This is a genomic window from Streptomyces sp. NPDC044719 (genome assembly GCF_056433405.1).
In genome coordinates this window covers 39,943-62,468 of sequence record NZ_JBWKHE010000015.1, presented here as the reverse complement: position 1 = coordinate 62,468, position 22,526 = coordinate 39,943, and the positions used below count along the sequence as shown (strand labels likewise).

The window sequence follows — 22,526 nt, the reverse complement described above, 5'->3', positions numbered from 1 at the left end:
TATAGTCCCTGTGGCGTTTGAGACGGCCGTACCGCGGCACTCGCCAGCACCGAAGGCGGGCGATCGTCGCAGGGAGGACCGCCGCATGACCTCGTACGCCGTCGTGATCCCGACCGTCGTCCGGGACACCCTCGCCGACTGTCTCGCGGCCCTCGCCGCCGCGACCGGCCCCCGCCCCGGCGAGATCGTGATCGTCGACGACCGGCCCGACCCCGGTCCCGGGCAGCTGGAACATCCGCTGAGCGTCCTCGGCGACCTGCGGGGGCGCACCACAGTGCTGGGCGGCGGCGGTCGTGGGCCCGCCGCCGCCCGCAACACCGGGCTGCGCGCCGTGACGGCGCCGTGGACCGTGTTCCTCGACGACGACGTCCAGGTCGGGCCCCACTGGTGCGATCAGCTGGCCGAGGACCTCGCCGAGGCGTCACCCGACATCGCCGGCGTCCAGGGCGTCATCGCCGTCCCGCTGCCCGGCGAACGCCGCCCCACCGACTGGGAACGCGGCACGGCGGGACTCGCCCGCGCCCACTGGATCACCTCCGACATGGCGTACCGCACGGAGGCGCTCAAGCAGGTCGGCGGCTTCGACGAACGCTTCGAGCGCGCCTTCCGCGAGGACGCCGATCTCGCGCTGCGCGTGCTCGACTCGGGCTGGCGCATCCGGCAGGGCCGCCGCACCACACGGCACCCCGTGCGCCCCGCCTCCCGCTGGGTGTCGGTGCGCCAGCAGCGCGGCAACGCCGACGACGCCCTCATGCGGCATCTGCACGGGCCCGACTGGTGGGACAAGGCGGTCGCGCCGCGCGGCCGGATCCGCTCCCACGCGGCGATCACGACCGCGGGCGTCGCGGCGTGCGCCCTCGCCGCCGCCGGGCACGGACGGGCCGCGACGGCCTGCGCGCTCGGCTGGGCGGCCGGCACGGCGGAGTTCGCCCGGGCCCGTATCGCGCTCGGCCCGCGCACCCGCAACGAAGTGACGACCATGGTGGCGACCAGCGTGCTCATCCCGCCGGCCGCGACCTGGCACCGCCTGACCGGCGCCTGGCGTCACCGTCACGCCCCGGCTTGGCAGGAGGAGGCCACCTCGTGAACCCGGTGAAGGCCGTGCTGTTCCACCGTGACGGCACCCTGGTGGAGGACCTCCCCCGCGACGCCGGCCCCGGGCGCGTACGCCCCGTCACGGGCGCCCGCGAGGCGCTCGCCCTGCTGCGCGCCCGCGGCATCCGCACCGGCGTCGTCGCCCAGCGGTCCGGTGACGCACACGGACCGCTGACCTATGCCGACGTCCGCCGCGTCCATCACCGCGTCGACGAACTTCTCGGCCCCTTCGACGTGTTCGCCGTCTGCCCGCACGGCCCCGGCGACGGCTGCCGGTGCCGTACACCGCACCCCGGCATGCTGTTGTGGGCGGCCGGAAGTATCTGCACCGCGCCCACCGGCCTCGTCGTCGTCGGCGACAACGACGCCGACGTGGCGGCCGCTCGCCGGGCCGGTGCCCGCGGCATCCTCGTACCGACCGCCCGGACCCGCCCCGAGGAAACCCTGAGCGCGGACCATGTCGCCCCGGACCTGATGACGGCGGTCCGAGCGGTGCTGGACGGCCCGCCCAAGGGTCGTGTCCTGGTCGATGAACGCCCCATCCAGGAGGCTTTCACGGCGGATCCCGGGCCGGGCGGCGTCACGTAGAGGTCCCGCACCACCGGCACATCAACCGGAACGTCGCGTACAGCGCCAGCGGGCATATCGCGGCGAACGCCCAGATCACCCCCGGCTCGGAGGTGACGATCCCGGCCACCAGCAGGCCCGCCGACACCGCGAACAGGACCAATACGGTCCAGACACGGGGACGGTAGGCGGCCAGGCGGGCCAGGACACGGGCGGGGTCGGGGCGACGGCGCACCCGCAGGGTGCGCAGCCGGCGGTCGAGGCGGCGGTCGCGGCGCAGGACGCGTTCCATCTCGTCGAGGATGCGCTGCTCGTGATCGGGAAGTCGGCCGATGGACACGCTCTCTCCTTCCGGGCGGCCGGACCGTCTCTCCTCCGGGGGGACGTGCGGCGGGGGAAGCGGGGAAGTACAGCGGGGAACGTAGATGCGGATGCCCCGTGAGGTCGCCGGGCTAACCGGCGACCGGCCTTGCCAGCGCCTCGACCAGCCGGTCCGCGCTGTCCGGCACGGTGCCCTCGCGGAATCCGTCGCGGATCTGCCGGGCGGTCACCCGGCCGCCGGTCAGGCACCAGTCCCACCAGCGGTCCAACTGCCGCACGTCCAGCCGCTCGGCGGCCACCAGCGCGGGCCAGCCGCAGGCGCGGGCCTGCGCGGTCAGCTTGGAGCCGCCCGCGACCGGGTCGACCGCCAGCACCGGGGTGCCGACCCGCAGCGCGATCACCAGCCCGTGCAGCCGGTCGGTGACGACGAGGTCCATCCGGGCCAGCACGGACTGGAGCTGCGCCGGCGTCGCACTCAGATGCCAGTCGTGCGCGTCGAGCCGCGTCTCCAGTTCCAGCCTGCCGCAGTCCTTCCCGGCCAGCCACCGCGTCACCTCCTCGGCGACCTGCCCGTGCCGCCGCAGCCGCCCGTACTCGTGCTGCCCGTGCGCGAGGATCACCCCGACGACGGGCCGGGCGGGCACGTCCGGGGCGCGGGCCGCCAGATCCTCCACCGGCTCGTGGTCGGGAGCGTCCCGCGGCAGCACTCGGTGGAAGCCGGTCACGGCCGTGCTGCGGGGGTCGATCACCGAGGTGCCCACGGCGATCCGTACACAGTGCGCGAACCGCCGGTGCAGCTCCTCGACCTGCGGCCCGTGCAAGGGGCCGCACACGAACACCAGGTGGGTGTAGTCCTCGGGCCACAGCCGCTCCAGATGCAGCGCCTCCGGACGGAAGCCCGGACTCCAGGCGACGTCGTAGGGGATGCCCGTCCCCCGCAGCACGTCCTCCACCCGGCGCAGGGCCAGTACGTCCCCGGCGGTCGCCTCCCTGTCCCGGAAGCTGAACCAGCCGGTCAGCAGAACCCTGCGCGGTCGCTTGCCGTCTTGTGTGTGCACATGCCCTGAGTGCCCAGCCCACCGGGAACACAATCAGGGCATTACGCGCATTCGACCTGCCGTCACTGGGCGTAGAAGGTGGCGTCCGCCCGGTCGGTCGCCGTGCTCACCGTCTGCACGTTCAGCAGGTACTCCCAGTGGCGGACGTATCGCCCCGGGTAGTTGTACGACTCGTACGACACCCCCGCCGCGTCGGCGAGCCCGGCGCGCCGGTGGAAGGTGGCGTCGGACGCGAACCGCGCGGTGCCGTCGTTCTTCTCCAGCCACACCTCGAAGTTCCTGTGCCGCAGGTAGTAGCCGGGGAAGTTGGCCGACTCCAGCGAGACGGTGCCGCTGCCGGTCAGGCCGCTCACCACGCGGAACTGCGAGTCCGCGAGCGGGGAGACGCCGGCCTCGATGCGGGCGCGGTACTCCCAGTGCCGGACGAAGCGGTCCGCGAAGTTGTACGACGACAAGCGCTGCGGAGTGACCCCGTCGGCCACCGGGATGCCGAAGTCCGGCGTGCCGTCGGCCTTCCAGTACACCTTCTGCACGCGGGTGCGGCGGTTGGGGTCGTTCAGCGGGTCGCCGCTGATGTCCTTGTAGGCGCGGTCGTGGTAGACGAGGACATCGCTCTTGCCGTCCTCGGAGACGGTGAACGAGTTGTGGCCCGGGCCGTACTGGCTGGTCGCGGCGCTGCTCGCGAACACCGGGGTGGGGCTCTTGCTCCAGGACGCCTGGCTGAGCAGGTTCGCGCCCGCGGAGGCGGTGAGCATGCCCAGGCAGTAGTTGCTGTCGGTGGCGCTGGCGGAGTACGTCATGAACACCTTGCCGCCGCGCTGGATGACCGCCGGGCCCTCGTTGACCTTGTAGCCGACGGTCTCCCAGCTGTAGGTGGGCCGCGACAGCAGCACCGGAGTGCCGGTGATCGTCCAGGGGTTGGCCATCCTCGCCAGATAGATGTCGGTGTTGTTGTTCACGGACGGGTCGCGCTGTGCCCAGGCCAGGTAGCGCACGCCGTTCACGACGAAGGTGGTGGCGTCCAGGGAGAAGCTCTCCCACTGGGTCTTGATCTGCCCCTTCTCGGTCCAGGTGGCGGTGAGCGGGTTGGCGCCGGAGCCCTCCAGGACGTACATCCGGATCGCCCACACGTCGCCGGTGGCGCCGGCCGCGAAGTACACGTACCACTTGCCGTCGATGAAGTGGATCTCCGGCGCCCAGATGTGGGCCCCCATCACACCGCTGGCGTGCTTGGTCCAGATGGTCGTCTCGGGGGCCGTCCTCAGCCCCTGGATGGTGGTCGCCCGGCGCAGCACGATGCGGTCGTACTCGGGGACGGTGGCGGTGAAGTAGTAGTAGCCGTCGGTGTGTCTGAAAATGTGCGGGTCGGCCCGCTTCTCCGCGATCGGGTTGGTGTACGTGACGGCGGGGGAGTCGGGGACGGCGGCGTGCGCGGGCGCGCCCGCGAGACAGGTCGCGAAGGCGATGAGGACGGCGAGGAGCAGCCGTACGGCTATGTGTCTCAAGGGGGTTCTCCGGAGGGGGATCAGGTGGTGGGGACGAGACGGCCGCAGGCGGAGTCCCGAAGCATTCGAGCCGTCTCTGTCGACCCAATGTCCGTGATTTCGAACGTAGTTCGTGAATTCGGCCATGAATCGGTCAGAAGATAAGCGGGGCCCTTACCTCCGTCAACGGTTCGGTCTGGGTTCGTAGGAGAGCTGCTTGACGCGGCGCAGGGTCAGCGCGGTCTCGACGGACTGGACACCTTCGAGGGTCCCGATCTTCTCGCTCAGGTACGTGTACAGGTCCCCGGCGCTGCGGTGCAGGGTCGCGGCGAGGATGTTGGCCTGGCCCGTGACGGCCGCGGCGAAGGGGACCTGGGGGTGCCCGGCGAGGACGCGGCCGACGGCGGCGAGGGAGGCCGGTGCCACGGTGAGCCACAGCATCGCCTCCACCTCGTGGCCGAGGAGCTCGGCGTCGTGCTGGACGTCGAAGTAGAGCACCCCGGTGGACCGCAGGCGCTCCAGGCGCCGCTTGACCATGGACTCCGACTGGCCGGTGGCCGCCTGGAGTTCGGTGAGTGTGGCCCGTCCGTCGTGCCGGAGGGCGTCGAGGAGCGACTCGTCGTCCGCGTCCAGGCCGACCGGGCCCGTGGCCGTCGCGACGGGCGGCGGGCGTAGTGCCGCCTCCTCGTCGGGGGAGAGGGCGTCGGCCTTGTTGAGCCAGCCGAGTGCGCCGCCGTAGAAGGGGTGCAGGACGCAGTGGGCGCTCACCGACGTGACGCGCGGGGTGCGCTGGAGCCGGTCGAAGAGGAGCTCGTCGCGGGCCTCCCGGCTGCGCGGTTTCATCGTGCACATCACCTCCGTGCCGCCGGAGTTCAGGCTGACGTACGAGGTGTCCGGGCGGCGGGCGAGCGCGCCCGCGAGCCGCTCGGCCACGTCCGGGGTGCAGCGCAGCCGGACGATCCAGCTGCTGCGGCCGAGGCGGTTCTCGTCGGTCACGCCGAGCACCTTCAGGTGCGCACGGGTGCGCAGTCCCCGGTAACGCCGGGCGACGGTCTGGTCCGAGACGCCGAGCACCTGGGCGATCCTGCTGAACGGCGCCCGCCCGTCCAGCTGGAGCGCCTGCAGCAGCTTCAGGTCCAGCGGATCGAGGGCGGCGCCGGGTTCCATCGGGGTCTCCTCCTCGGGCGGGATCGCGCACGGACTGCAAGGAGACTATTTCGAACCCCGCTCCGTCACCGGCCGGCCCGGCAAGCCCGCCATGGTCCTGCCCCGCGAGCTGGTCGCCGCTTCCCCCGCCCGCAAGGCGCTGCTCGGACTGGGGGCTCAGACGGTGCTGACCGTCCGGGCGAGGTGAAGGGCCTGAAAACTTCCCCCAGCCTTCAAGTCCGCGGGCCGCGACCTGGCCGCACGTCTCTCGGCCACCGCCTGACCCGGTCCCGGGCCGGCTCCGCCCAAGGGCCCGGTGTCGTACCCCGGCCGTAGGCTGGACGCATGGCTCCTACGGCGGAGGAGACAGCCCTCTCGCTCACGGTCCGGCCCACGGCGGCCGCCCTCGAGCCGCTCATCAGCGCGCTGGGCTACGTCGAGGGGCGGTTCGCGCACGCCGCCGAGCTGGCCCTGCCGACGGGCGGGGCGCAGCTGCTGGTGAACCTCGACGGGGACGCCCTGTCCTCGTCGCCGCTGAAGGGCACCGACCGGCGCACCCGGGGCGCGGCCGTGCAGGGGCCGTCCACGGAGCCGGCCCTGATCGACCCGGCGCAGCAGCGCGCCGTCGTGTGGGTGGCGTTCCGCCCGGCAGGGGCGTATCCGTTCCTCCCCGCCCCGGTCTCCGCGGTCCGCGACGAACTGGTCGGACTCGACGAGCTGTGGGGCACGGACGGCACGGTGCTGCGCGAGCGGTTGCTTCGGGCGATGGCCGCCGGCGGCCCGGAGGCGGGGCTGCGGGAGCTGGAGACGACCCTGCTGGAGCGGGCGGAGCGTCCCCTGGAGCCCGACCCGGCGGTCCGCCTCGCCGCCGTCCTGCTCGACCGCGGCATGCCCGTCGGCGAGGTCGCCGACCGGCTCGGCTGGACCTCCCGGCGGCTGGCCCGCAGCTGCGCCGAACAGCTGGGACTCCCGCCCAAGCGGTATGCGCGGGTACGGCGCTTCCAGCGGCTGCTGCGGCGCGTGAACTCCGGGGCCGGGGCGCCGGACTGGGCGGTCCTCGCCGCTGACTGCGGCTACCACGACCAGGCGCATCTGATCCATGAGTTCCGCGCGCTCGCGGGCATCACCCCGACCGCGTACGCACCGCGCTCGTCGCTGGAGCGCAACCACGTTCCGCTCGGCGGGTGACGGGCCCGCCCGGCCCGGCCGTTTTCTACAATCCACGGCCCCCGGGACCCGCGATCGTGAAGGCATGACGAACACACACCCCACCCCACCCGGCACCTCCCCCGACGCATCCGCCGTCACCCGGATCTACCCCCGGCTCGTGGTCTCCGACGGCCCGCGGGCGATCGACTTCTACCGGACCGCGCTCGGCGCCGAGGAGATCGAGCGGTACACCGACCCCGAGGGGCGGATCGTGCACGCCATGCTGCGTCTCGGCGGCGCGGTGATCGCGGTCAAGGACGCCGACGACGGCGACCCCGCACCGACCTCCCTCGGCGGCTCCCCGGTGATCATGGCGCTCGACGTGTCCGACGCCGACGCCGTGGCCGAGGCCATGCTGCGGGCCGGCGCGACGGTGGTGTACCCCGTCGCCGACCAGCACTACGGGCAGCGCGGCGGCCGTCTCGCCGACCCGTTCGGCCACCTCTGGATGATCTCCCAGACGATCGAGGAGCTGACGCCGGACGAGATCCAGGCGCGTACCACCGACCTGTTCACCTGACGAGCCCGCCGCCGTACGGCCGTGCGGCGCCGTCACCGCTTCTGCGCGGCCGGTTCCGCCACCGGCGCGGTCGTGTCCGGCCGGCCGCCCGGGTGGCGCAGGGCGCACAGGTACCCGATGCCCAGGGCGATGGCCATGCCGTAGAACACCCACTGGTTGGCCTCGGCGAAGTCCATGCGGATGGCGCCCATCGCGTCCCGGGTCGCCTCCGCCGCGGGGGAGGAGCCGGTGGGCGCCTGGGCGTCGCCGTTGCCCGTGATCGACTCGGTGACGTCGTGGGCCACGGTGTCCGCGTCGTCCGTGGACATGCCCCGGGACTCCAGGGTCTGCACCACCTTGTCGGTCGTGACGTGCGTCAGGACCGTGCCGTAGACGGCCAGGCCCACGCTCGCCGCGTAGTTGCGCACGGTCTGGGTGATGCCGGTGACCTCACCGTACGAGGCGCCGATGGACCGGTTGACCGCGTCCGTGGAGGCCGGCGCGAGGATGAAGCCGATGCCGGCTCCGGCGAGGGCCGCGTACGGCCACTGGTCGTGCATGGACAGGTCGGTGAGCTTGTTCGCCCACAGGGCGAACCCGACGCAGCCCACGGCCGTGCCCAGCTTCAGGGCCGGTCGCGCGCCCTTCTTGTCGAGGATCCGGCCACCCCACTGCGAGGCGATCGCGAAGCCGACGAAGAAGTACAGCAGGAACAGGGCCGCCTGGTTCGGCGAGGCGCTCAGCGACACCTGGGCGTAGACCGAGGTGAAGAAGAACAGCGGGACGAACGCGAGCATCGAGAAGAACAGCACCGCCGCGTCCACGGTGAACGCCCTGTCGCGGAAGACCCGCAGGTCGATCAGCGGATGCTCCACGTCGCGCTCGAACCGGACGAACCCGAGGAGCACAGCGAGGCCGCCCGCGACGCACACCCAGGTCGCCCAGCTGTCCCAGCCCCAGGACCAGGCCTGCTGGAAGCCGAGAACGCTCAGGCCCATGCCGACCGCGATCAGCGCGGCGCCACGGACGTCCAGGGTGCCGGACCGCCGCCGGTCGGAGATGTGCGCCAGAGCGGTGAGGGCCAGCGCCACGATCGCCACGGGGACGTTGACCCAGAAGACGGCGCGCCAGGTCCAGTTCGTGAGCCAGCCGCCCAGCAGCGGGCCCAGGGCGGTCAGCGCGCCGGAGACACCGAAGAACAGGGCCAGGGCGCGACCGCGTCTCTCCACCGGGAACACCGCCACCACCACGGCCAGAGCCGCCGGGAAGAGCAGTGCCGCCCCGAACCCCTGGGTGGCGCGGAACACGATCAGCCAGGTCTGCGCCGCGCTGCCCTCGGGAACACAGCCGCACAGCACCGACGACACGACGAACACCAGCGTGCCGATCACGACGACCCGGCGTGGTCCGTAGAGGTCCGCGAGGCGCCCCCCGAGCGCGAAGAACGCCGCGAGGGCCAGCAGATAGGCGTTCACCACCCACTGCATGCCGGAGGACGACAGGTTCAGCTCACGGACGATGTCCGGAGCCGCGATCGACACGATGGTCTGGTCGATGAAGGTCATGGCGACGGCGAACATCATCGCCGCCAGTGCCACAGTCTGCTGCTGCGGCGCCGATCGGGAGGGGGGCGAGGCCTGGCCGCGCCCCGGGCGCGTGCTGCTCACGCCCTCAGTCTGCGCCCGGCCACGTCGGGTCGCATCACAGGGCCGCGCCGGCCGGCGTTCCGCACGTGCCGGCGACCAGTGAGCGGAACCACTGATGGGCGGGGTGGCTCTGCAGCCGCTCGTGCCAGACGAGTTTGTAGGCCAGTTTCTCGGTCTGGAAGGGCGATGCGCCGACCGCCAACTCGTGCCGCTCGACGAGTTCCTGGCCGTGTCCCTCGAGGATTCCGTTCGGGACGCACGTCAAGGGGTCGCTTTTCGCGACGATGCGCAACGCGTCGGCGAAGTGGTTGACGACGGCCACGATCGTCCGGCTACGGCCCTGAAGCCCGAGCCAGCCGTCGACCACGCCCAGATCCATACCGGAGGGCGTCACCAAGACGTGGTCGGCGGAAGCGAACTGATCCAGCGTCATGGCGCGGGCCAACGCATGGTCGCGGCGCATCACGCACACATAGTGTTCCGTCCGCAGAACCCGCACATGAATATCGCGGGGAGTGCGGGAAACATGCCGACCGCGCAGTCCAGGGTGCCGCGCTCGATTCCGTCCAGAGAAGCGGCATTGGTGGGGAAGGATCCGTGACCGAGAGCCGAGCATGCGTGAGGTCGGCTGTACCCCGTCGGAAACCCGGAGGAAGAGCTGGTCCCTGCGGCCGGCCTGTCCGACGGGGCGGCGGCCGAGGACGTCGTGGCCGCCGCCGAGGAGCGGACCGGCCCGGTCGATGTGCTGATCAACTCCGCCGGCGGTGCCCGGCGCGTGCCCCCGGGCGAGCTGACGCCGGACAAGTGGCGCACGGCGATGGACGCGAAGTTCTTCACCTACATGAACGTCCTGGACCACCTGCTGCCCCGCATGGTGGCCAGAGGGTCGGGCTCGGTCGTCAACATCGTCGGCACCGGCGGCGAGATCGCCTCGCCCATCCATCTGCCCGGCGGCGCGGCGAACGCCGCCCTGATGCTGGCGTCCGCAGGCCTGGCCGCGGCCTGGGGACACGCCGGCGTCCGCGTCAACGTCATCAACCCCGGGCGACCATGACCGGCCGGGTGCAGCTGTCCCTGGACGCCGAGTCGCGCATGACCGGCAAGCCGCCTCAGGAACTGCTGCGCCGCAACCAGGAGCGCATCCCGCTCGGGCGCTACGCCACCCCGGAGGAGGTCGCCGACGCGGCCCTCTACCTCGCCAGCGTCCGCGCCTCCTACGTCACCGGCGCCTCGCTGACCATGGACGGCGCTCTGACACCGCTCGTCGTCTGAGCCGGCCACCGACGAAGACATGGGGAGGGACGACCGAATGTTCAGCTGGTACCGCGAGCTCACCAAACGGGAGCGCACCACGTTCTGGGGATGTTTCGCCGGATGGGCGGTCGACGCGATGGACGCGCAGCTCTTCAGCTTCGTGCTCCCCGTGCTCATCACGGCCTGGGGCCTGACGACCGCGCAAGCAGGCTATCCGGCCACGGCGACACTGCTCTCGGCGGCCGTCGGCGGCTGGGCCTGCGGCTTCCTGGCCGACCGCTGGGGCCGCGCACGGGTCATGCAGTTCACCATTCTCTGGTTCGCGGTGTTCACCTTCATCGCGGGTTTCGCACAGAACTTCGAGCAGCTCATCGTCGTCCGTGTGCTCCAGGGCCTCGGCTTCGGCTGGAGCCTGGCCTCGCTCATCGCCGGGGTGGTCCTCGCCCATGTGCCGGCGGAGTACAACTGGCGTGTCCTGCTGATGATCGGGGTGCTGCCCGGCCTGCTCGTGTTGTGGCTGCGCCGCACCATCGAGGAGCCGGAGCTGTACAAACAGACCCGCGCCGCCATCAGAGCCGAGGGCCGTGGCCCCGGTCTCGGGGCGATCTTCGCACCGGGAGTGCGGGGGACCACCGTCAAGGCGTCACTGCTGGCGTTCGGCGTGGTCGGCGTCGGCGGGGCCATCGTCAACTGGCTGCCGACCTTCATGAAGACGGTCCGGGAGCTGTCGCCGGGCGACGCCGGGTTCTACCTGTTCCTGGTGACCGGCGGCTCCTTCTTCGGGTTCCTGGCGAGCGCCTACCTGGCCGACGTCCTCGGGCGGCGCCGGACGTTCCAGCTCTTCCTGGCCTGTTCGTGGGTGGTGACCGTCGCCTACATGTTCCTGCCGCCGTCCGGGTGGGGACTGGTCCTCATGGGTGCGCCGTTCGGGTTCTTCACGATCGGCAACTACGCGACGCTGGGCCCGTTCTTCACGGAACTGTTCCCCACGGCGGTCCGGGGCAGCGGGCAGAGCTTCGCGTACAGCTTCGGCAAGGCGGCCGGGGCCCTCGCGGTCACCTGCATCGGCGTCCTCGCCCAGTGGATCACCCTGGCGCGATACACGCGAGCGCGCCGCCGGGCAACCCCTCGGCGGTGTGAGGACCAACTCCTCGGCCATGTGACCACGGCCCGCCGTGGATGCCGCGTCGAACGTGCAGGATGCGGGCACCAAGGAGGAACGGCACTCGAACGACATGAGAGGCAGACGATGGTCCCAGCGGAACCGGAACCCCAGCGGATCGGCGTACCCGCCGAGTCCACTGCGGGCGAGACCAGGGTGGCGGCGACGCCGGCCACCGTGGGGAGACTCGTCGCGCTCGGATACGACGTGGTGGTCGAACCGGGAGCGGGAGCCTCGTCCCGCTTCTCCGACACGGCCTACGAGGAGGCGGGAGCCCGCCTCGGGGACCCGTGGTCGGCGGAGATCGTACTGAAGGTCAACGGCCCCTCGAGCGAGGAGATCGGCCGGCTGCGCGACGGGGCGACCCTGATCGCGCTCATCAGCCCCGCGCTCAACCCCGAACTGGTCGAGGAGCTGACGCGGCGGCCGATCACGGTGCTCGCCATGGACGCGGTCCCGCGTATCTCGCGCGCCCAGTCCCTGGACGTGCTCAGCTCGATGGCGAACATCGCCGGATACCGGGCCGTGGTCGAGGCCGCGCATGCCTTCGGACGCTTCTTCACCGGCCAGGTGACCGCCGCCGGCAAGGTGCCGCCCGCCAAGGTGCTGGTGGCCGGGGCCGGTGTGGCCGGACTCGCGGCGGTCGGCGCGGCCCGCAGCCTCGGCGCAGTGGTCCGCGCCACCGACCCCCGGCCCGAGGTCGCCGAGCAGGTCCGCTCGCTGGGCGGCGAGTTCCTGACGGTGAGTGCCGAGCAGGAGGTGAGCACCGACGGCTACGCCAAGGCCACCTCCGACGACTACAACCGGCTCGCCGCGCAGCTCTACGCCGAGCAGGCCGCCGACGTGGACATCATCATCACCACCGCGCTCATCCCGGGCCGCCCGGCGCCCCGGCTCATCACCGCCGAGGACGTCGCGCGCATGAAGCCCGGCAGCGTCATCGTCGACATGGCCGCGGCCATGGGCGGCAACGTCGAGGGCACGGTCGCCGGGAAGGCCGTCGTCACCGACAACGACGTGACGATCATCGGCTACACCGACCTGCCCGGCAGGCTCCCCGCCCAGGCCTCGCAGCTCTACGGCACCAACATCGTCAACCTGATGAAGCTGCTGACGCCCGGTAAGGACGGCCGGCTCGTCCTCGACTTCGACGACGTGGTGCAGCGGTCGATGACCGTGGTCCGCGAGGGCGAGAAGACCTGGCCCCCGCCGCCGGTCCAGGTGTCCGCCGCACCCGCCCCGGCAGGGGCCCCGGAACCCGTGGCCGTGCCCTCGGAGTCCCCGGCGAAGCCCGCCCGGCCGGCGTGGGCGCCGTACGCCCTCGTCGGAGCCGGAGCCCTCGGCCTCTTCCTGGTGACGGCCTTCTCACCGAGTGAACTCATCGGCCACTTCACGGTGTTCGTCCTGGCGATCGTCATCGGCTTCTATGTCATCGGCCATGTGCACCACGCCCTGCACACCCCGCTGATGTCGGTCACCAACGCCATCTCCGGGATCGTCGTGGTCGGCGCGCTGCTGCAGATCGGGCAGGGGAACACCGCCGTCACCGTGCTGTCGTTCGCCGCGATCCTGCTGGCGAGCATCAACATCTTCGGCGGATTCGCCGTCACCCGCCGCATGCTCGGCATGTTCTCGAAGGGCTGATCACGGATGACCACAGTCACGGCCGCAGAGGCCGCCTACGTCGTCGCCGCGCTGCTGTTCATCCTCAGCCTGGCCGGCCTCTCGCAGCACCGCACCTCCCGCTCGGGAGTCGTCTGGGGCATCGCGGGCATGGTCATCGCCCTGGCCGCCACCGTCTCTCTCGCCTCCCGGAGCATCACCGCCACCGGTCTCGTGCTGATCGCCGTCGCCACGGCCGTCGGCGCGGGCATCGGACTGTGGCGCGCCCGGGTCGTCGAGATGACCGGCATGCCCGAGCTGATCGCCATCATGCACAGCCTCGTCGGCCTCGCCGCCACGTTCGTCGGCTGGAACGGCTACCTGGACGTCGACGCCGAGCTCAGCGGTTCGCTGCTGGGCATCCATCACGCCGAGGTGTTCATCGGGGTGTTCATCGGCGCCGTCACCTTCACCGGCTCGGTCGTCGCCTATCTGAAGCTGTCCGCGCGGATCAAGTCGAACCCGCTGACGCTGCCCGGCAAGCACGTCCTCAACGTGGGCGCCCTGGTCGCCTTCGTCGCGCTCACCGTCGCGTTCGTCGCCCGGCCGAACATCGGCCTGCTGATCGCCGTCACCGTGATCGCGCTCGCCCTCGGCGCGCACCTGGTCGCCTCCATCGGCGGCGGTGACATGCCGGTGGTCGTCTCCATGCTCAACAGCTATTCCGGCTGGGCGGCGGCGGCCTCGGGCTTCCTGCTCGCCAACAACCTGCTGATCGTCACCGGCGCGCTGGTCGGCTCCTCCGGTGCCTACCTGTCGTACATCATGTGCAAGGCGATGAACCGCTCCTTCATCTCGGTGATCGCGGGCGGCTTCGGAACCCCGGCGGCGGCCGCCGACGACGGCGAGCAGGGCGAGCACCGGGAGATCAACGCCGAGGAGACCGCCGAACTGCTCCGCGACGCCACCTCGGTGATCATCACGCCGGGGTACGGCATGGCCGTCGCCCAGGCCCAGTACCCAGTCGCCGAACTGGCGCGCAAGCTGCGCGAGCGGGGCGTCGAGGTGCGTTTCGGCATCCACCCCGTCGCCGGCCGGCTGCCCGGGCACATGAACGTGCTGCTCGCCGAGGCGAACGTGCCGTACGACGTCGTCCTCGAAATGGACGAGATCAACGACGACTTCGCCGCCACCTCGGTCGTCCTGGTCATCGGCGCCAACGACACCGTCAACCCGGCCGCCACCGACAACCCGGCCAGCCCCATCGCCGGCATGCCGGTGCTGCACGTGTGGGAGGCGGCCAACGTGGTCGTCTTCAAGCGGTCCATGGCCGCCGGGTACGCGGGTGTGCAGAACCCGCTGTTCTTCCGGGAGAACACGCAGATGCTCTTCGGCGACGCCAAGCAGCGGGTGGAGGACATCCTGCGCGGCCTGGACGCCCTCGACGCGCCGGTCCCGGAGATGGCCGGCACATCGCGCTGAGCCGTGCTCAGTCGTCGGGGACACCGTTGCCGCTGAGGGCGGGGACGGTGTCCCCGACGCGTCCCGGGGAGTGTGTCAGCGCTCGAACCGCCAGGTGACCCGCGGTGTCGCGGGGTCTCCCTCCACCTTGATCACGCGCACGGGAATCGAGACCCGCCCGCCGTCGGCCCGGGCCGTGCACGTCTCGGTCGCACCGGCCACCGCCTTCAGATGGTCCGGGCAGGACACGTCGTGGATGTTCTCCCCGACCCACGGCAGCGGGTGGTACCAGCCGTCGATACGCGCCTCGAGGATGGTCTTCTCCACCGCGAGGTGGCCGTCCACCTTCACGTAGAAGGCACGGGGGACGGTGTCGATCGTGGTGTGCTGGACGTCCTTCGCGGCCAGCAGCCAGGTGGCGAGACCGCTGACGGCGGCCACGACGGTCACACCGCCGACGGCACCGACGAGGAAACCGCGCTGCATCTCGTACTCCTGAGGGGTGGTTCGAGCAGATGAGGTGGCTCCACTCTCACCCGGGAACACGGGTGCGCACCTCGGCCGTTCGGCCGGATTCCCGGGACCGCCGCGCCGGCCCTCGTCCGTTCGGCCGGCCCCGCGCGGCTATCCCTCCCGGCGCTCGTCCATCTCCGCCATGAGCGCCTGGTGGCTGCGGCGGACGTGCTCGCGCATCACGCGCTCCGCGCCGTCGCCGTCCTTGGCGAGGATCAGATCGAGCACGCGATGGTGTTCGGTGTCGGACTGAGTGAGGCGGCCCGGCCGGGTCAGGGACGTGCGGACCAGACGCCCGTAGGCCAGCTGGTTCATGAGCGAGCGGTAGTACGCGTCGAGCTTGGTGTTGTCCGCGCCGATGACGATCAGGTCGTGGAACTCGTGGACCAGCTCCGCGTAGCGCTCCGCGTCGCCCGCGCGGACGGCCTCGTCGGCCTCGCGCATATTGGTCCGCAGCCGCTCCACCTCGGGCACGTTCCCGCGGAACGCCAGCAGCCGGGCCGCGGCGCCCTCCAGCAGCTCCTTCATCTGGAACAGCTCGGTGATCTCCCGCCGCGACGGCACCGCGACGAACGTGCCGACCCGCGGCCGCACCTCCACCAGGCCCTCGGTCTGCAATTGCTTGAGGGCCTCGCGAATGGGGGTGCGGCTGACACCGAACGTCTCCGAGAGGGCCATCTCGGACAGGCCCGAGCGAGGCGGCAGTTCACCGCTGATGATCATCTGCCGCAGCTCTTCGGCGACCCTGGCCTGCATGCTGGTCTGCTGCAACGGCTTCCTCGCTCGACCTGTGGGTTCTTGCATGGCACGTGAACCTACGGCGATGCCCGGCGGGAGTCAACGCCGTGCTCGATGCCCGAACCGCTGATCACGGCCCCGGGAAACGCGAAGGCCGGCTCGACGGTGTCGAGCCGGCCTTCGCGGTGCTGTGAGGGGCCGGTCAGTCCGTGCCGGACTCCATCGCCGCGCGGTCCAGCCACGCGTCCTCTTCGGAGACCTCGCCGCGGGAGGCGATGGCCTCGGCGCCGCCCTCGGGCAGCTCCGGCATGGTGCCGATGAGGCCGGTCGCGGCCGCCTGCGAGGCGCCGATCGTGGGGCTTCCGGTGCCGATGAGGCCGATGCCGGCGTACTGCTCCAGCTTGGCGCGCGAGTCGGCGATGTCGAGGTTGCGCATGGTGAGCTGGCCGATCCGGTCCACCGGGCCGAACGCCGAGTCCTCGGTGCGCTCCATGGACAGCTTGTCCGGGTGGTAGCTGAACGCCGGGCCGGTCGTGTCGAGGATCGAGTAGTCCTCACCGCGCCGCAGCCGCAGCGTCACCTCGCCGGTGACGGCCGCGCCCACCCAGCGCTGCAGCGACTCGCGGATCATCAGCGCCTGCGGGTCCAGCCAGCGGCCCTCGTACATCAGCCGGCCGAGGCGCCGTCCCTCGGCGTGGTACTGGGCGAGGGTGTCCTCGTTGTGGATCGCGTTGACCAGCCGCTCGTAGGCCGTGTACAGCAGCGCCATGCCGGGCGCCTCGTAGATGCCGCGGCTCTTGGCCTCGATGATCCGGTTCTCGATCTGGTCCGACATGCCCAGGCCGTGCCGGCCGCCGATGGCGTTGGCCTCCATGACCAGGTCGACGGGGGAGGCGAACTCCTTGCCGTTGATCGTCACCGGGCGGCCCTGGTCGAAGCCGATCGTCACGTCCTCGGTGGCGATCTCGACCTCGGGGTCCCAGAACCTCACGCCCATGATGGGCTCGACGGTCTCGACGCCGGTGTCCAGGTGCTCCAGGGTCTTGGCCTCGTGGGTGGCGCCCCAGATGTTGGCGTCCGTGGAGTACGCCTTCTCCGTCGAGTCCCGGTAGGGCAGCCCGTGGGCGAGCAGCCACTCCGACATCTCCTTGCGGCCGCCGAGCTCGGTCACGAAGGCCGCGTCCAGCCAGGGCTTGTAGATCCTGAGGTGCGGGTTGGCGAGCAGGCCGTAGCGGTAGAACCGCTCGATGTCGTTGCCCTTGAAGGTCGAGCCGTCGCCCCAGATCTGGACGTCGTCCTCGAGCATCGCCCGGACCAGGAGCGTGCCGGTGACGGCACGGCCGAGCGGCGTGGTGTTGAAGTACGCCCGCCCGCCCGAGCGGATGTGGAACGCGCCGCAGGTCAGCGCGGCCAGGCCCTCCTCGACCAGCGCGGCGCGGCAGTCGACCAGACGCGCGATCTCGGCACCGTAGGTCTTCGCACGGCCGGGCACCGAGGCGATGTCGGGCTCGTCGTACTGGCCGATGTCGGCGGTGTAGGTGCACGGGACGGCGCCCTTGTCGCGCATCCACGCGACCGCGACGGAGGTGTCGAGACCGCCCGAGAAGGCGATGCCGACGCGCTCGCCGGCGGGCAGGGAGGTGAGGACCTTGGACATAGGAAGAGTATGTATCATCACGCATAATCATGCAAGTGGGGTGCATGGATTCCGGCCGGGGGGTCCAAGGATCGCCCCGCTCCGGCCGGAATCAGCCAGGAATCAGCTCAGAGAATGTCCTGCCCGGAGCCCCCGAGCGCCCCGAGAATCCGCTCGGCGGCCAGGGTCGGCGTCAACTCGCCGTCCCTGACCCGCTGTTCGAGGGCGGGCGCCAGTGCCCGTACCGCCGGGTCGGCCCGCAGACGGCCGAGGAGTTCGTCGCGGACCATGGTCCAGGTCCAGTCGACCTGCTGGTCACGGCGCTTGGCGGTGAGGCGGCCGGTCGAGTCCAGCAGGGTGCGGTGCTGCTCCAGGCGCTCCCACACGGTGTCCAGACCGGCCGACTCGCGGGCACTGCAGCTCAGCACGGGCGGGGTCCACGCCGCGTCCTTGCCGTGCATCAGGCGCAGCGCGCCCGCCAGCTCACGCGCGGCGGCCCGGGCATCGCGCTCGTGCGGGCCGTCCGCCTTGTTGACGGCGATCACATCGGCCAGTTCCAGGACGCCCTTCTTGATGCCCTGGAGCTGATCGCCGGTGCGGGCGAGGGTGAGGAGCAGGAACGAGTCGACCATGTTCGCGACCGCGGTCTCGGACTGGCCGACGCCGACCGTCTCCACCAGGATCACGTCGTAGCCCGCCGCCTCCATCACCACGATCGACTCACGGGTCGCCTTCGCCACCCCGCCCAGCGTGCCCGCCGTGGGGGAGGGGCGGACGAACGCCGCCGGATCCACCGCCAGGCGCTCCATCCGGGTCTTGTCGCCGAGGATCGAGCCGCCGGTGCGGCTGGAGGAGGGGTCGACGGCGAGGACGGCCACCCGGTGCCCGAGCGAGGTCAGCAGCGTGCCGAACGCGTCGATGAACGTCGACTTGCCCACGCCCGGCACCCCGCTGACGCCGATCCGCCGGGCCCGCCCGCTGTGCGGCAGCAGCTCGGTCAGCAACTCCTGGGCCAGCGCCCGGTGCTGGGGCCGGGTCGACTCGACGAGCGTGATGGCGCGGGCGATGATCGCCCGCTTCCCGTCGAGTACGCCCTTGGCGTACGCGTCGACATCGATCACAGCTCGTGCCCGAGGTCGGCCGCCAGCCCCTTCACCAGGTCGTACGCCGCGTCCGGGATCACCGTCCCGGGCGGGAAGACGGCCGCCGCGCCCATCTCCAGCAGCGTGGGCACGTCCTGCGGTGGGATCACCCCGCCGACCACGATCATGATGTCCTCGCGCCCCTCCTCGGCGAGCGCCTCGCGCAGCGCCGGTACGAGGGTGAGGTGACCGGCCGCCAGCGACGAGACCCCGACGATGTGCACATCCGCCTCGACGGCCTGCCGGGCCACCTCGGCGGGGGTCTGGAACAGCGGGCCGACGTCCACGTCGAAGCCGAGGTCGGCGAACGCGGTGGCGATCACCTTCTGGCCGCGGTCATGGCCGTCCTGGCCCATCTTGGCGACCAGGATGCGCGGACGGCGGCCCTCGGCCTCCTCGAAGTCGGACACGAGGGTGCGGGTACGGTCCACGGACGGGGACTCTCCGGCTTCGTTGCGGTACACGCCGGTGATGGTACGGATCTGGCTCGCGTGCCGCCCGTACACCTTCTCCAGGGCGTCGGAGATCTCCCCGACGGTGGCCTTGGCGCGGGCGGCGTTCACCGCGAGCTCCAGCAGGTTGCCCTCGCCACCGGCGGCCCGGGTCAACGCGTCCAGCGCGTCCAGGCAGGCGCTCTCGTCCCGCTCCTCGCGCAGCCGCCGCAGCTTCTCGACCTGCTGGGCCCGCACCGAGGAGTTGTCGACCTTGAGCACCTCGATCTGCTCGTCGCTGTCGACCCGGTACTTGTTGACGCCGATGACCGGCTGGCGACCGGAGTCGATCCTGGCCTGGGTGCGGGCCGCGGCCTCCTCGATGCGCAGCTTGGGGATGCCCGCGTCGATGGCCTTGGCCATGCCGCCCGCTGCCTCGACCTCCTGAATGTGCTGCCAGGCGCGACGCGCGAGGTCGTACGTCAGCTTCTCCACGTACGCGCTGCCGCCCCACGGGTCGATCACGCGAGTCGTGCCGGACTCCTGCTGGAGCAGCAGCTGCGTGTTGCGGGCGATGCGCGCCGAGAAGTCGGTCGGCAGCGCGAGCGCCTCGTCGAGGGCGTTGGTGTGCAGCGACTGTGTGTGCCCCTGGGTCGCCGCCATGGCCTCGACGCAGGTGCGCGTGACGTTGTTGAACACGTCCTGCGCGGTCAGCGACCAGCCCGAGGTCTGCGAATGGGTGCGCAGGGACAGCGACTTGGCGTTCTGCGGGTCGAACTGCCTCACCAGCTTCGCCCACAGCAGGCGCGCCGCGCGCAGCTTGGCGACCTCCATGAAGAAGTTCATGCCGATCGCCCAGAAGAACGACAGCCGGGGCGCGAACGCGTCCACGTCCAGACCGGCTTCACGGCCCGCGCGGATGTACTCCACGCCGTCCGCGAGCGTGTACGCCAGCTCCAGGTCGGCCGTCGCCCCGGCCTCCTGGATGTGGTAGCCGGAGATGGAGATCGAGTTGTAGCGCGGCATCCGCTGCGAGGTGAAGGCGAAGATGTCGGAGATGATCCGCATCGACGGCTTCGGCGGATAGATGTAGGTGTTGCGGACCATGAACTCCTTGAGGATGTCGTTCTGGATGGTCCCGGCCAGCTTCTCGGGCGGTACGCCCTGCTCCTCCGCCGCCACGATGTACAGCGCCAGCACCGGCAGCACGGCGCCGTTCATCGTCATCGACACGGTCATCTTGTCCAGCGGGATGCCGTCGAACAGCTGGCGCATGTCGTAGATCGAGTCGATCGCCACACCCGCCATGCCGACGTCACCGGTCACCCGCGGGTGGTCGCTGTCGTAACCCCGGTGCGTGGGCAGGTCGAAGGCGACCGACAGGCCCTTCTGCCCGGCCGCGAGGTTGCGCCGGTAGAAGGCGTTGGACTCCTCGGCCGTGGAGAAGCCGGCGTACTGGCGGATCGTCCAGGGCTGGTTGACGTACATCGTCGGGTACGGGCCGCGCAGATACGGCGCCGCGCCCGGGCGCGTCTCCAGGAAGTCCAGGCCCTCCAGGTCACGGCCGGTGTACAGCGGCTTGACCGCGATGCCCTCCGGGGTCTCCCAGAGCAGGTCGTCCCCGCCGGACGCGTTCTTGACCGCCGTACGCCACTCGTCGGGGCCGCCGTCGGCGGTCGGGGTCCCCAGCTCGATCCCGGAGAAGTCGGGGATTCCCATCAGGACACTCCCATGCGGTCGAGGGTGGCGGACAGCACGGCGACGGCGTCACAGCCCGCGAAGACGTAACGGTCGACACCGGGGTGGTTCCCCGGCCGCCCGGCGAGGAACACCTGCGCGGCGCCCGCGGCCTTGAGCTGCCCGGCGACCGCCTCGGCCTGTTCCTCGTACAGGGCGTCACTGGAGCACAGCACGGCCTCGCTCGCGCCGCTCTCCTCGAAGGTGCCCTCCGTGACGGGCTCGATGCCGCCCGCCTGGAAGAGGTTCGAGGCGAAGGTCAGACGTGCGGTGTGGGCCGCGGCCGGGCCGATCGCGGCCAGGAAGATCCGGGGCCGGGACCCGGTCGCCGCGAGGTGGGCGTCGGAGCGGGCGCGCAGGGCCTCGTACGCCTCGTCGCGGCGCACCCGCGGCAGCCCGCCGGACCTCGGCTCGGGAGCCGGCTCGCGGACGACCGGCTTCTCGGTGAGATGGGGGAACTCGCTGACGCCCGTGATGGGCTCGCGCCGCTTGGCGAGCTTCCCGCTGCGGGCCGCCCAGGTGTCGGCGAGGTCCTGGCCGAGGTCGCCCGACCGCAGGGCGGCCGCCTGGCCGCCGAGCCGTTCGATCCGCCGGAAGAACTCCCAGCCCGCCTGGGCGAGTTCATCGGTGAGCCGCTCCACGTACCAGGAGCCGCCCGCCGGGTCGATCACCCGGGACAGGTGCGACTCATCGATGAGGATCGTGGAGGTGTTGCGGGCGATACGGCGGGCGAACGCGTCCGGCAGGCCGAGCGCGTGGTCGAAGGGCAGCACGGTGACCGAGTCGGCCCCGCCCGCCCCCGCGGCCAGCGTCGCGATGGTCGTGCGCAGCATGTTCACCCACGGGTCGCGGCGCGTCATCATCACCGGCGAGGTCACGACGTGCTGGAGCTGCGCCCCCGCGCGCGGGGCCCCGCAGGCCTCGGCGACCCTCGCCCAGAGCCGGCGCGCGGCCCGCAGCTTGGCGATCGTCAGGAACTGGTCGGCGGTCGCCGCGTACCGGAACTCCAGCTGCGCGCAGGCCTGTTCGACGCTCAGCCCGGCCTCGGTCAGCTCCCGCAGATATGCCACCGCCGTGGCCAGCGAGCAGCCCAGCTCCTGGGCGGCCGAACCGCCGGCCTCGTGGTACGGCAGCGCGTCCACGGTCAGCGCCCGCAGCCCCGGGTACTCCCCGGCGCACCGCCGCGCGAGCTCCGCCACCGGCGCGACGTCGTACCCCTGTCCGGTACGGGCCTCGTGGCCGAGCGGGTCCGCGCCCAGGTTGCCGCGCGCCACGTCCCGGGCGACGCCCCGCTCCTCGTGGAGCCGCAGCAGCTCCCGCGCGGCGGATTCGGTCTCGCGCCCCGCGTCGAGGACGACGGGTGCCAGGTCGAGATAGACGCCGTCGAGGACCTTGCCGAGGGACGGCACCGCAATGCCGTCCTCGCCCACGGTCAGCCAGAGGGAGGTGACGCCGTTCTCCAGGTCCGCGAGCACCGTGGCGTTGTCGGCCACCGCGTGCCGCTGCCGTACGTCCCAGCCGCCGGTCGTGTTCCCCTCGGCACGGCCGCCCCGCACAAAGGGCGCGAAACCGGGGAAACCAGGCTCGGGCGCGGCATCGCGGGCGGTGTAGAGGGGCCGGGTGCGCAACCCGTCCTCCAGGGCGGTGGACAGGGCTTCCTCGGCCTCGGCTCCCTCGACGTCCTTGCCCGACTTGCGCAGCACACCCGCCACAAGGCGCTGCCACTGCTCATGGGGCACATCAGGGAACTCGCCGGCCAGCTCAAGCCCGTCGTCAGGCAGGACCGTCATGCTCGGATGTTAGGCCACGTTAACGAAAGAGCAGC

20 protein-coding genes and 1 pseudogene are annotated in these 22,526 nt (G+C 71.5%); 9 read left to right on the top strand and 12 right to left on the bottom strand.

Features of this window, described 5'->3' with window-relative positions; translation table 11 throughout:
* The first annotated feature begins 85 nt into the window (after positions 1-85).
* Together AC07DF_RS39815 and AC07DF_RS39810 are read left to right on the top strand one after the other, a co-directional pair.
* Complete coding sequence (locus tag AC07DF_RS39815) at positions 86-1,087, top strand: glycosyltransferase family 2 protein (protein ID WP_478982209.1); 1,002 nt, start codon at positions 86-88, stop codon at positions 1,085-1,087.
* Complete coding sequence (locus AC07DF_RS39810) at positions 1,084-1,683, top strand: HAD-IIIA family hydrolase (protein ID WP_478982207.1); 600 nt, start codon at positions 1,084-1,086, stop codon at positions 1,681-1,683. The genes AC07DF_RS39815 and AC07DF_RS39810 overlap by 4 nt, the downstream gene beginning before the upstream one ends.
* Here AC07DF_RS39810 and AC07DF_RS39805 read toward each other — a convergent pair.
* From AC07DF_RS39805 to AC07DF_RS39790, 4 genes are all read right to left on the bottom strand, one after another.
* Positions 1,676-2,002 (bottom strand): DUF3040 domain-containing protein, encoded by a 327-nt coding sequence (locus AC07DF_RS39805; protein ID WP_478982205.1) that lies wholly within the window; start codon positions 2,000-2,002, stop codon positions 1,676-1,678. The two genes, AC07DF_RS39810 and AC07DF_RS39805, sit on opposite strands and share 8 nt — an antisense overlap.
* 112 nt (positions 2,003-2,114) lie before the next feature.
* Entirely contained in the window at positions 2,115-3,041 is a 927-nt protein-coding gene (locus tag AC07DF_RS39800) for a polysaccharide pyruvyl transferase family protein (protein ID WP_478982203.1), read from the bottom strand.
* A gap of 62 nt (positions 3,042-3,103) precedes the next feature.
* Positions 3,104-4,546 (bottom strand): family 43 glycosylhydrolase, encoded by a 1,443-nt coding sequence (locus AC07DF_RS39795; RefSeq protein ID WP_478982201.1) that lies wholly within the window; start codon positions 4,544-4,546, stop codon positions 3,104-3,106.
* A 162-nt stretch (positions 4,547-4,708) separates the two neighbouring features.
* The gene (locus AC07DF_RS39790; RefSeq protein WP_478982199.1) at positions 4,709-5,692 is read right to left on the bottom strand and encodes an Lrp/AsnC family transcriptional regulator; all 984 of its coding nucleotides are present in this window, start codon (positions 5,690-5,692) and stop codon (positions 4,709-4,711) included.
* Between the two features lie 324 nt (positions 5,693-6,016).
* Between AC07DF_RS39790 and AC07DF_RS39785 the strand changes: the two genes are divergently transcribed.
* A complete protein-coding gene (locus AC07DF_RS39785; RefSeq protein ID WP_478982197.1) occupies positions 6,017-6,859 on the top strand; it encodes a helix-turn-helix domain-containing protein in 843 nt (280 codons plus the stop codon).
* Between the two features lie 64 nt (positions 6,860-6,923).
* Entirely contained in the window at positions 6,924-7,400 is a 477-nt protein-coding gene (locus AC07DF_RS39780) for a VOC family protein (RefSeq protein WP_478982195.1), read from the top strand.
* A 32-nt stretch (positions 7,401-7,432) separates the two neighbouring features.
* Here the strand turns inward: AC07DF_RS39780 and AC07DF_RS39775 are convergent, their stop codons facing one another.
* Complete coding sequence (locus AC07DF_RS39775) at positions 7,433-8,962, bottom strand: MFS transporter (RefSeq protein ID WP_478982318.1); 1,530 nt, start codon at positions 8,960-8,962, stop codon at positions 7,433-7,435.
* Between the two features lie 118 nt (positions 8,963-9,080).
* Positions 9,081-9,641, bottom strand: coding sequence for a LysR substrate-binding domain-containing protein (locus tag AC07DF_RS39770; RefSeq protein ID WP_478982193.1), 561 nt, complete (start codon positions 9,639-9,641; stop codon positions 9,081-9,083).
* Between the two features lie 12 nt (positions 9,642-9,653).
* On the opposite strand from AC07DF_RS39770, the gene AC07DF_RS39765 reads away from it, so the two are divergent.
* The 5 genes and pseudogenes from AC07DF_RS39765 (at position 9,654) to pntB (ending at position 14,525) form a co-directional block, all read left to right on the top strand.
* Positions 9,654-10,079: an SDR family oxidoreductase gene (locus tag AC07DF_RS39765; RefSeq protein ID WP_478982316.1), complete on the top strand. Its 426-nt coding sequence runs from the start codon at positions 9,654-9,656 to the stop codon at positions 10,077-10,079.
* The gene (locus AC07DF_RS39760) at positions 10,076-10,297 is read left to right on the top strand and encodes an SDR family oxidoreductase (RefSeq protein WP_478982191.1); all 222 of its coding nucleotides are present in this window, start codon (positions 10,076-10,078) and stop codon (positions 10,295-10,297) included. The genes AC07DF_RS39765 and AC07DF_RS39760 overlap by 4 nt, the downstream gene beginning before the upstream one ends.
* 19 nt (positions 10,298-10,316) lie before the next feature.
* Positions 10,317-11,321, top strand: a pseudogene (locus tag AC07DF_RS39755) (MFS transporter); the annotation flags it as partial.
* 207 nt (positions 11,322-11,528) lie between these two features.
* Positions 11,529-13,085 (top strand): Re/Si-specific NAD(P)(+) transhydrogenase subunit alpha, encoded by a 1,557-nt coding sequence (locus tag AC07DF_RS39750; protein WP_478982314.1) that lies wholly within the window; start codon positions 11,529-11,531, stop codon positions 13,083-13,085.
* A 6-nt stretch (positions 13,086-13,091) separates the two neighbouring features.
* Positions 13,092-14,525 carry a Re/Si-specific NAD(P)(+) transhydrogenase subunit beta gene (gene pntB / locus AC07DF_RS39745; protein WP_478982189.1) on the top strand — a complete coding sequence of 478 codons (1,434 nt, stop codon included), beginning with the start codon at positions 13,092-13,094 and terminating at the stop codon, positions 14,523-14,525.
* 75 nt (positions 14,526-14,600) lie between these two features.
* Here the strand turns inward: pntB and AC07DF_RS39740 are convergent, their stop codons facing one another.
* The 6 genes from AC07DF_RS39740 to AC07DF_RS39715 form a co-directional block, all read right to left on the bottom strand.
* Positions 14,601-14,990 (bottom strand): DUF4333 domain-containing protein, encoded by a 390-nt coding sequence (locus tag AC07DF_RS39740; protein ID WP_478982187.1) that lies wholly within the window; start codon positions 14,988-14,990, stop codon positions 14,601-14,603.
* 138 nt (positions 14,991-15,128) lie between these two features.
* Positions 15,129-15,788 carry a GntR family transcriptional regulator gene (locus AC07DF_RS39735; protein WP_382496502.1) on the bottom strand — a complete coding sequence of 220 codons (660 nt, stop codon included), beginning with the start codon at positions 15,786-15,788 and terminating at the stop codon, positions 15,129-15,131.
* A 169-nt stretch (positions 15,789-15,957) separates the two neighbouring features.
* The gene (argG, locus tag AC07DF_RS39730; protein WP_478982184.1) at positions 15,958-17,412 is read right to left on the bottom strand and encodes an argininosuccinate synthase; all 1,455 of its coding nucleotides are present in this window, start codon (positions 17,410-17,412) and stop codon (positions 15,958-15,960) included.
* Between the two features lie 107 nt (positions 17,413-17,519).
* Positions 17,520-18,512, bottom strand: coding sequence for a methylmalonyl Co-A mutase-associated GTPase MeaB (meaB, locus tag AC07DF_RS39725; protein WP_478982182.1), 993 nt, complete (start codon positions 18,510-18,512; stop codon positions 17,520-17,522).
* Positions 18,509-20,683 carry a methylmalonyl-CoA mutase gene (gene scpA, locus AC07DF_RS39720; protein WP_478982180.1) on the bottom strand — a complete coding sequence of 725 codons (2,175 nt, stop codon included), beginning with the start codon at positions 20,681-20,683 and terminating at the stop codon, positions 18,509-18,511. Before scpA ends, meaB begins: the two co-directional genes overlap by 4 nt.
* A complete protein-coding gene (locus AC07DF_RS39715; protein ID WP_478982178.1) occupies positions 20,683-22,491 on the bottom strand; it encodes a methylmalonyl-CoA mutase family protein in 1,809 nt (602 codons plus the stop codon). Before AC07DF_RS39715 ends, scpA begins: the two co-directional genes overlap by 1 nt.
* Positions 22,492-22,526 lie beyond the last annotated feature (35 nt).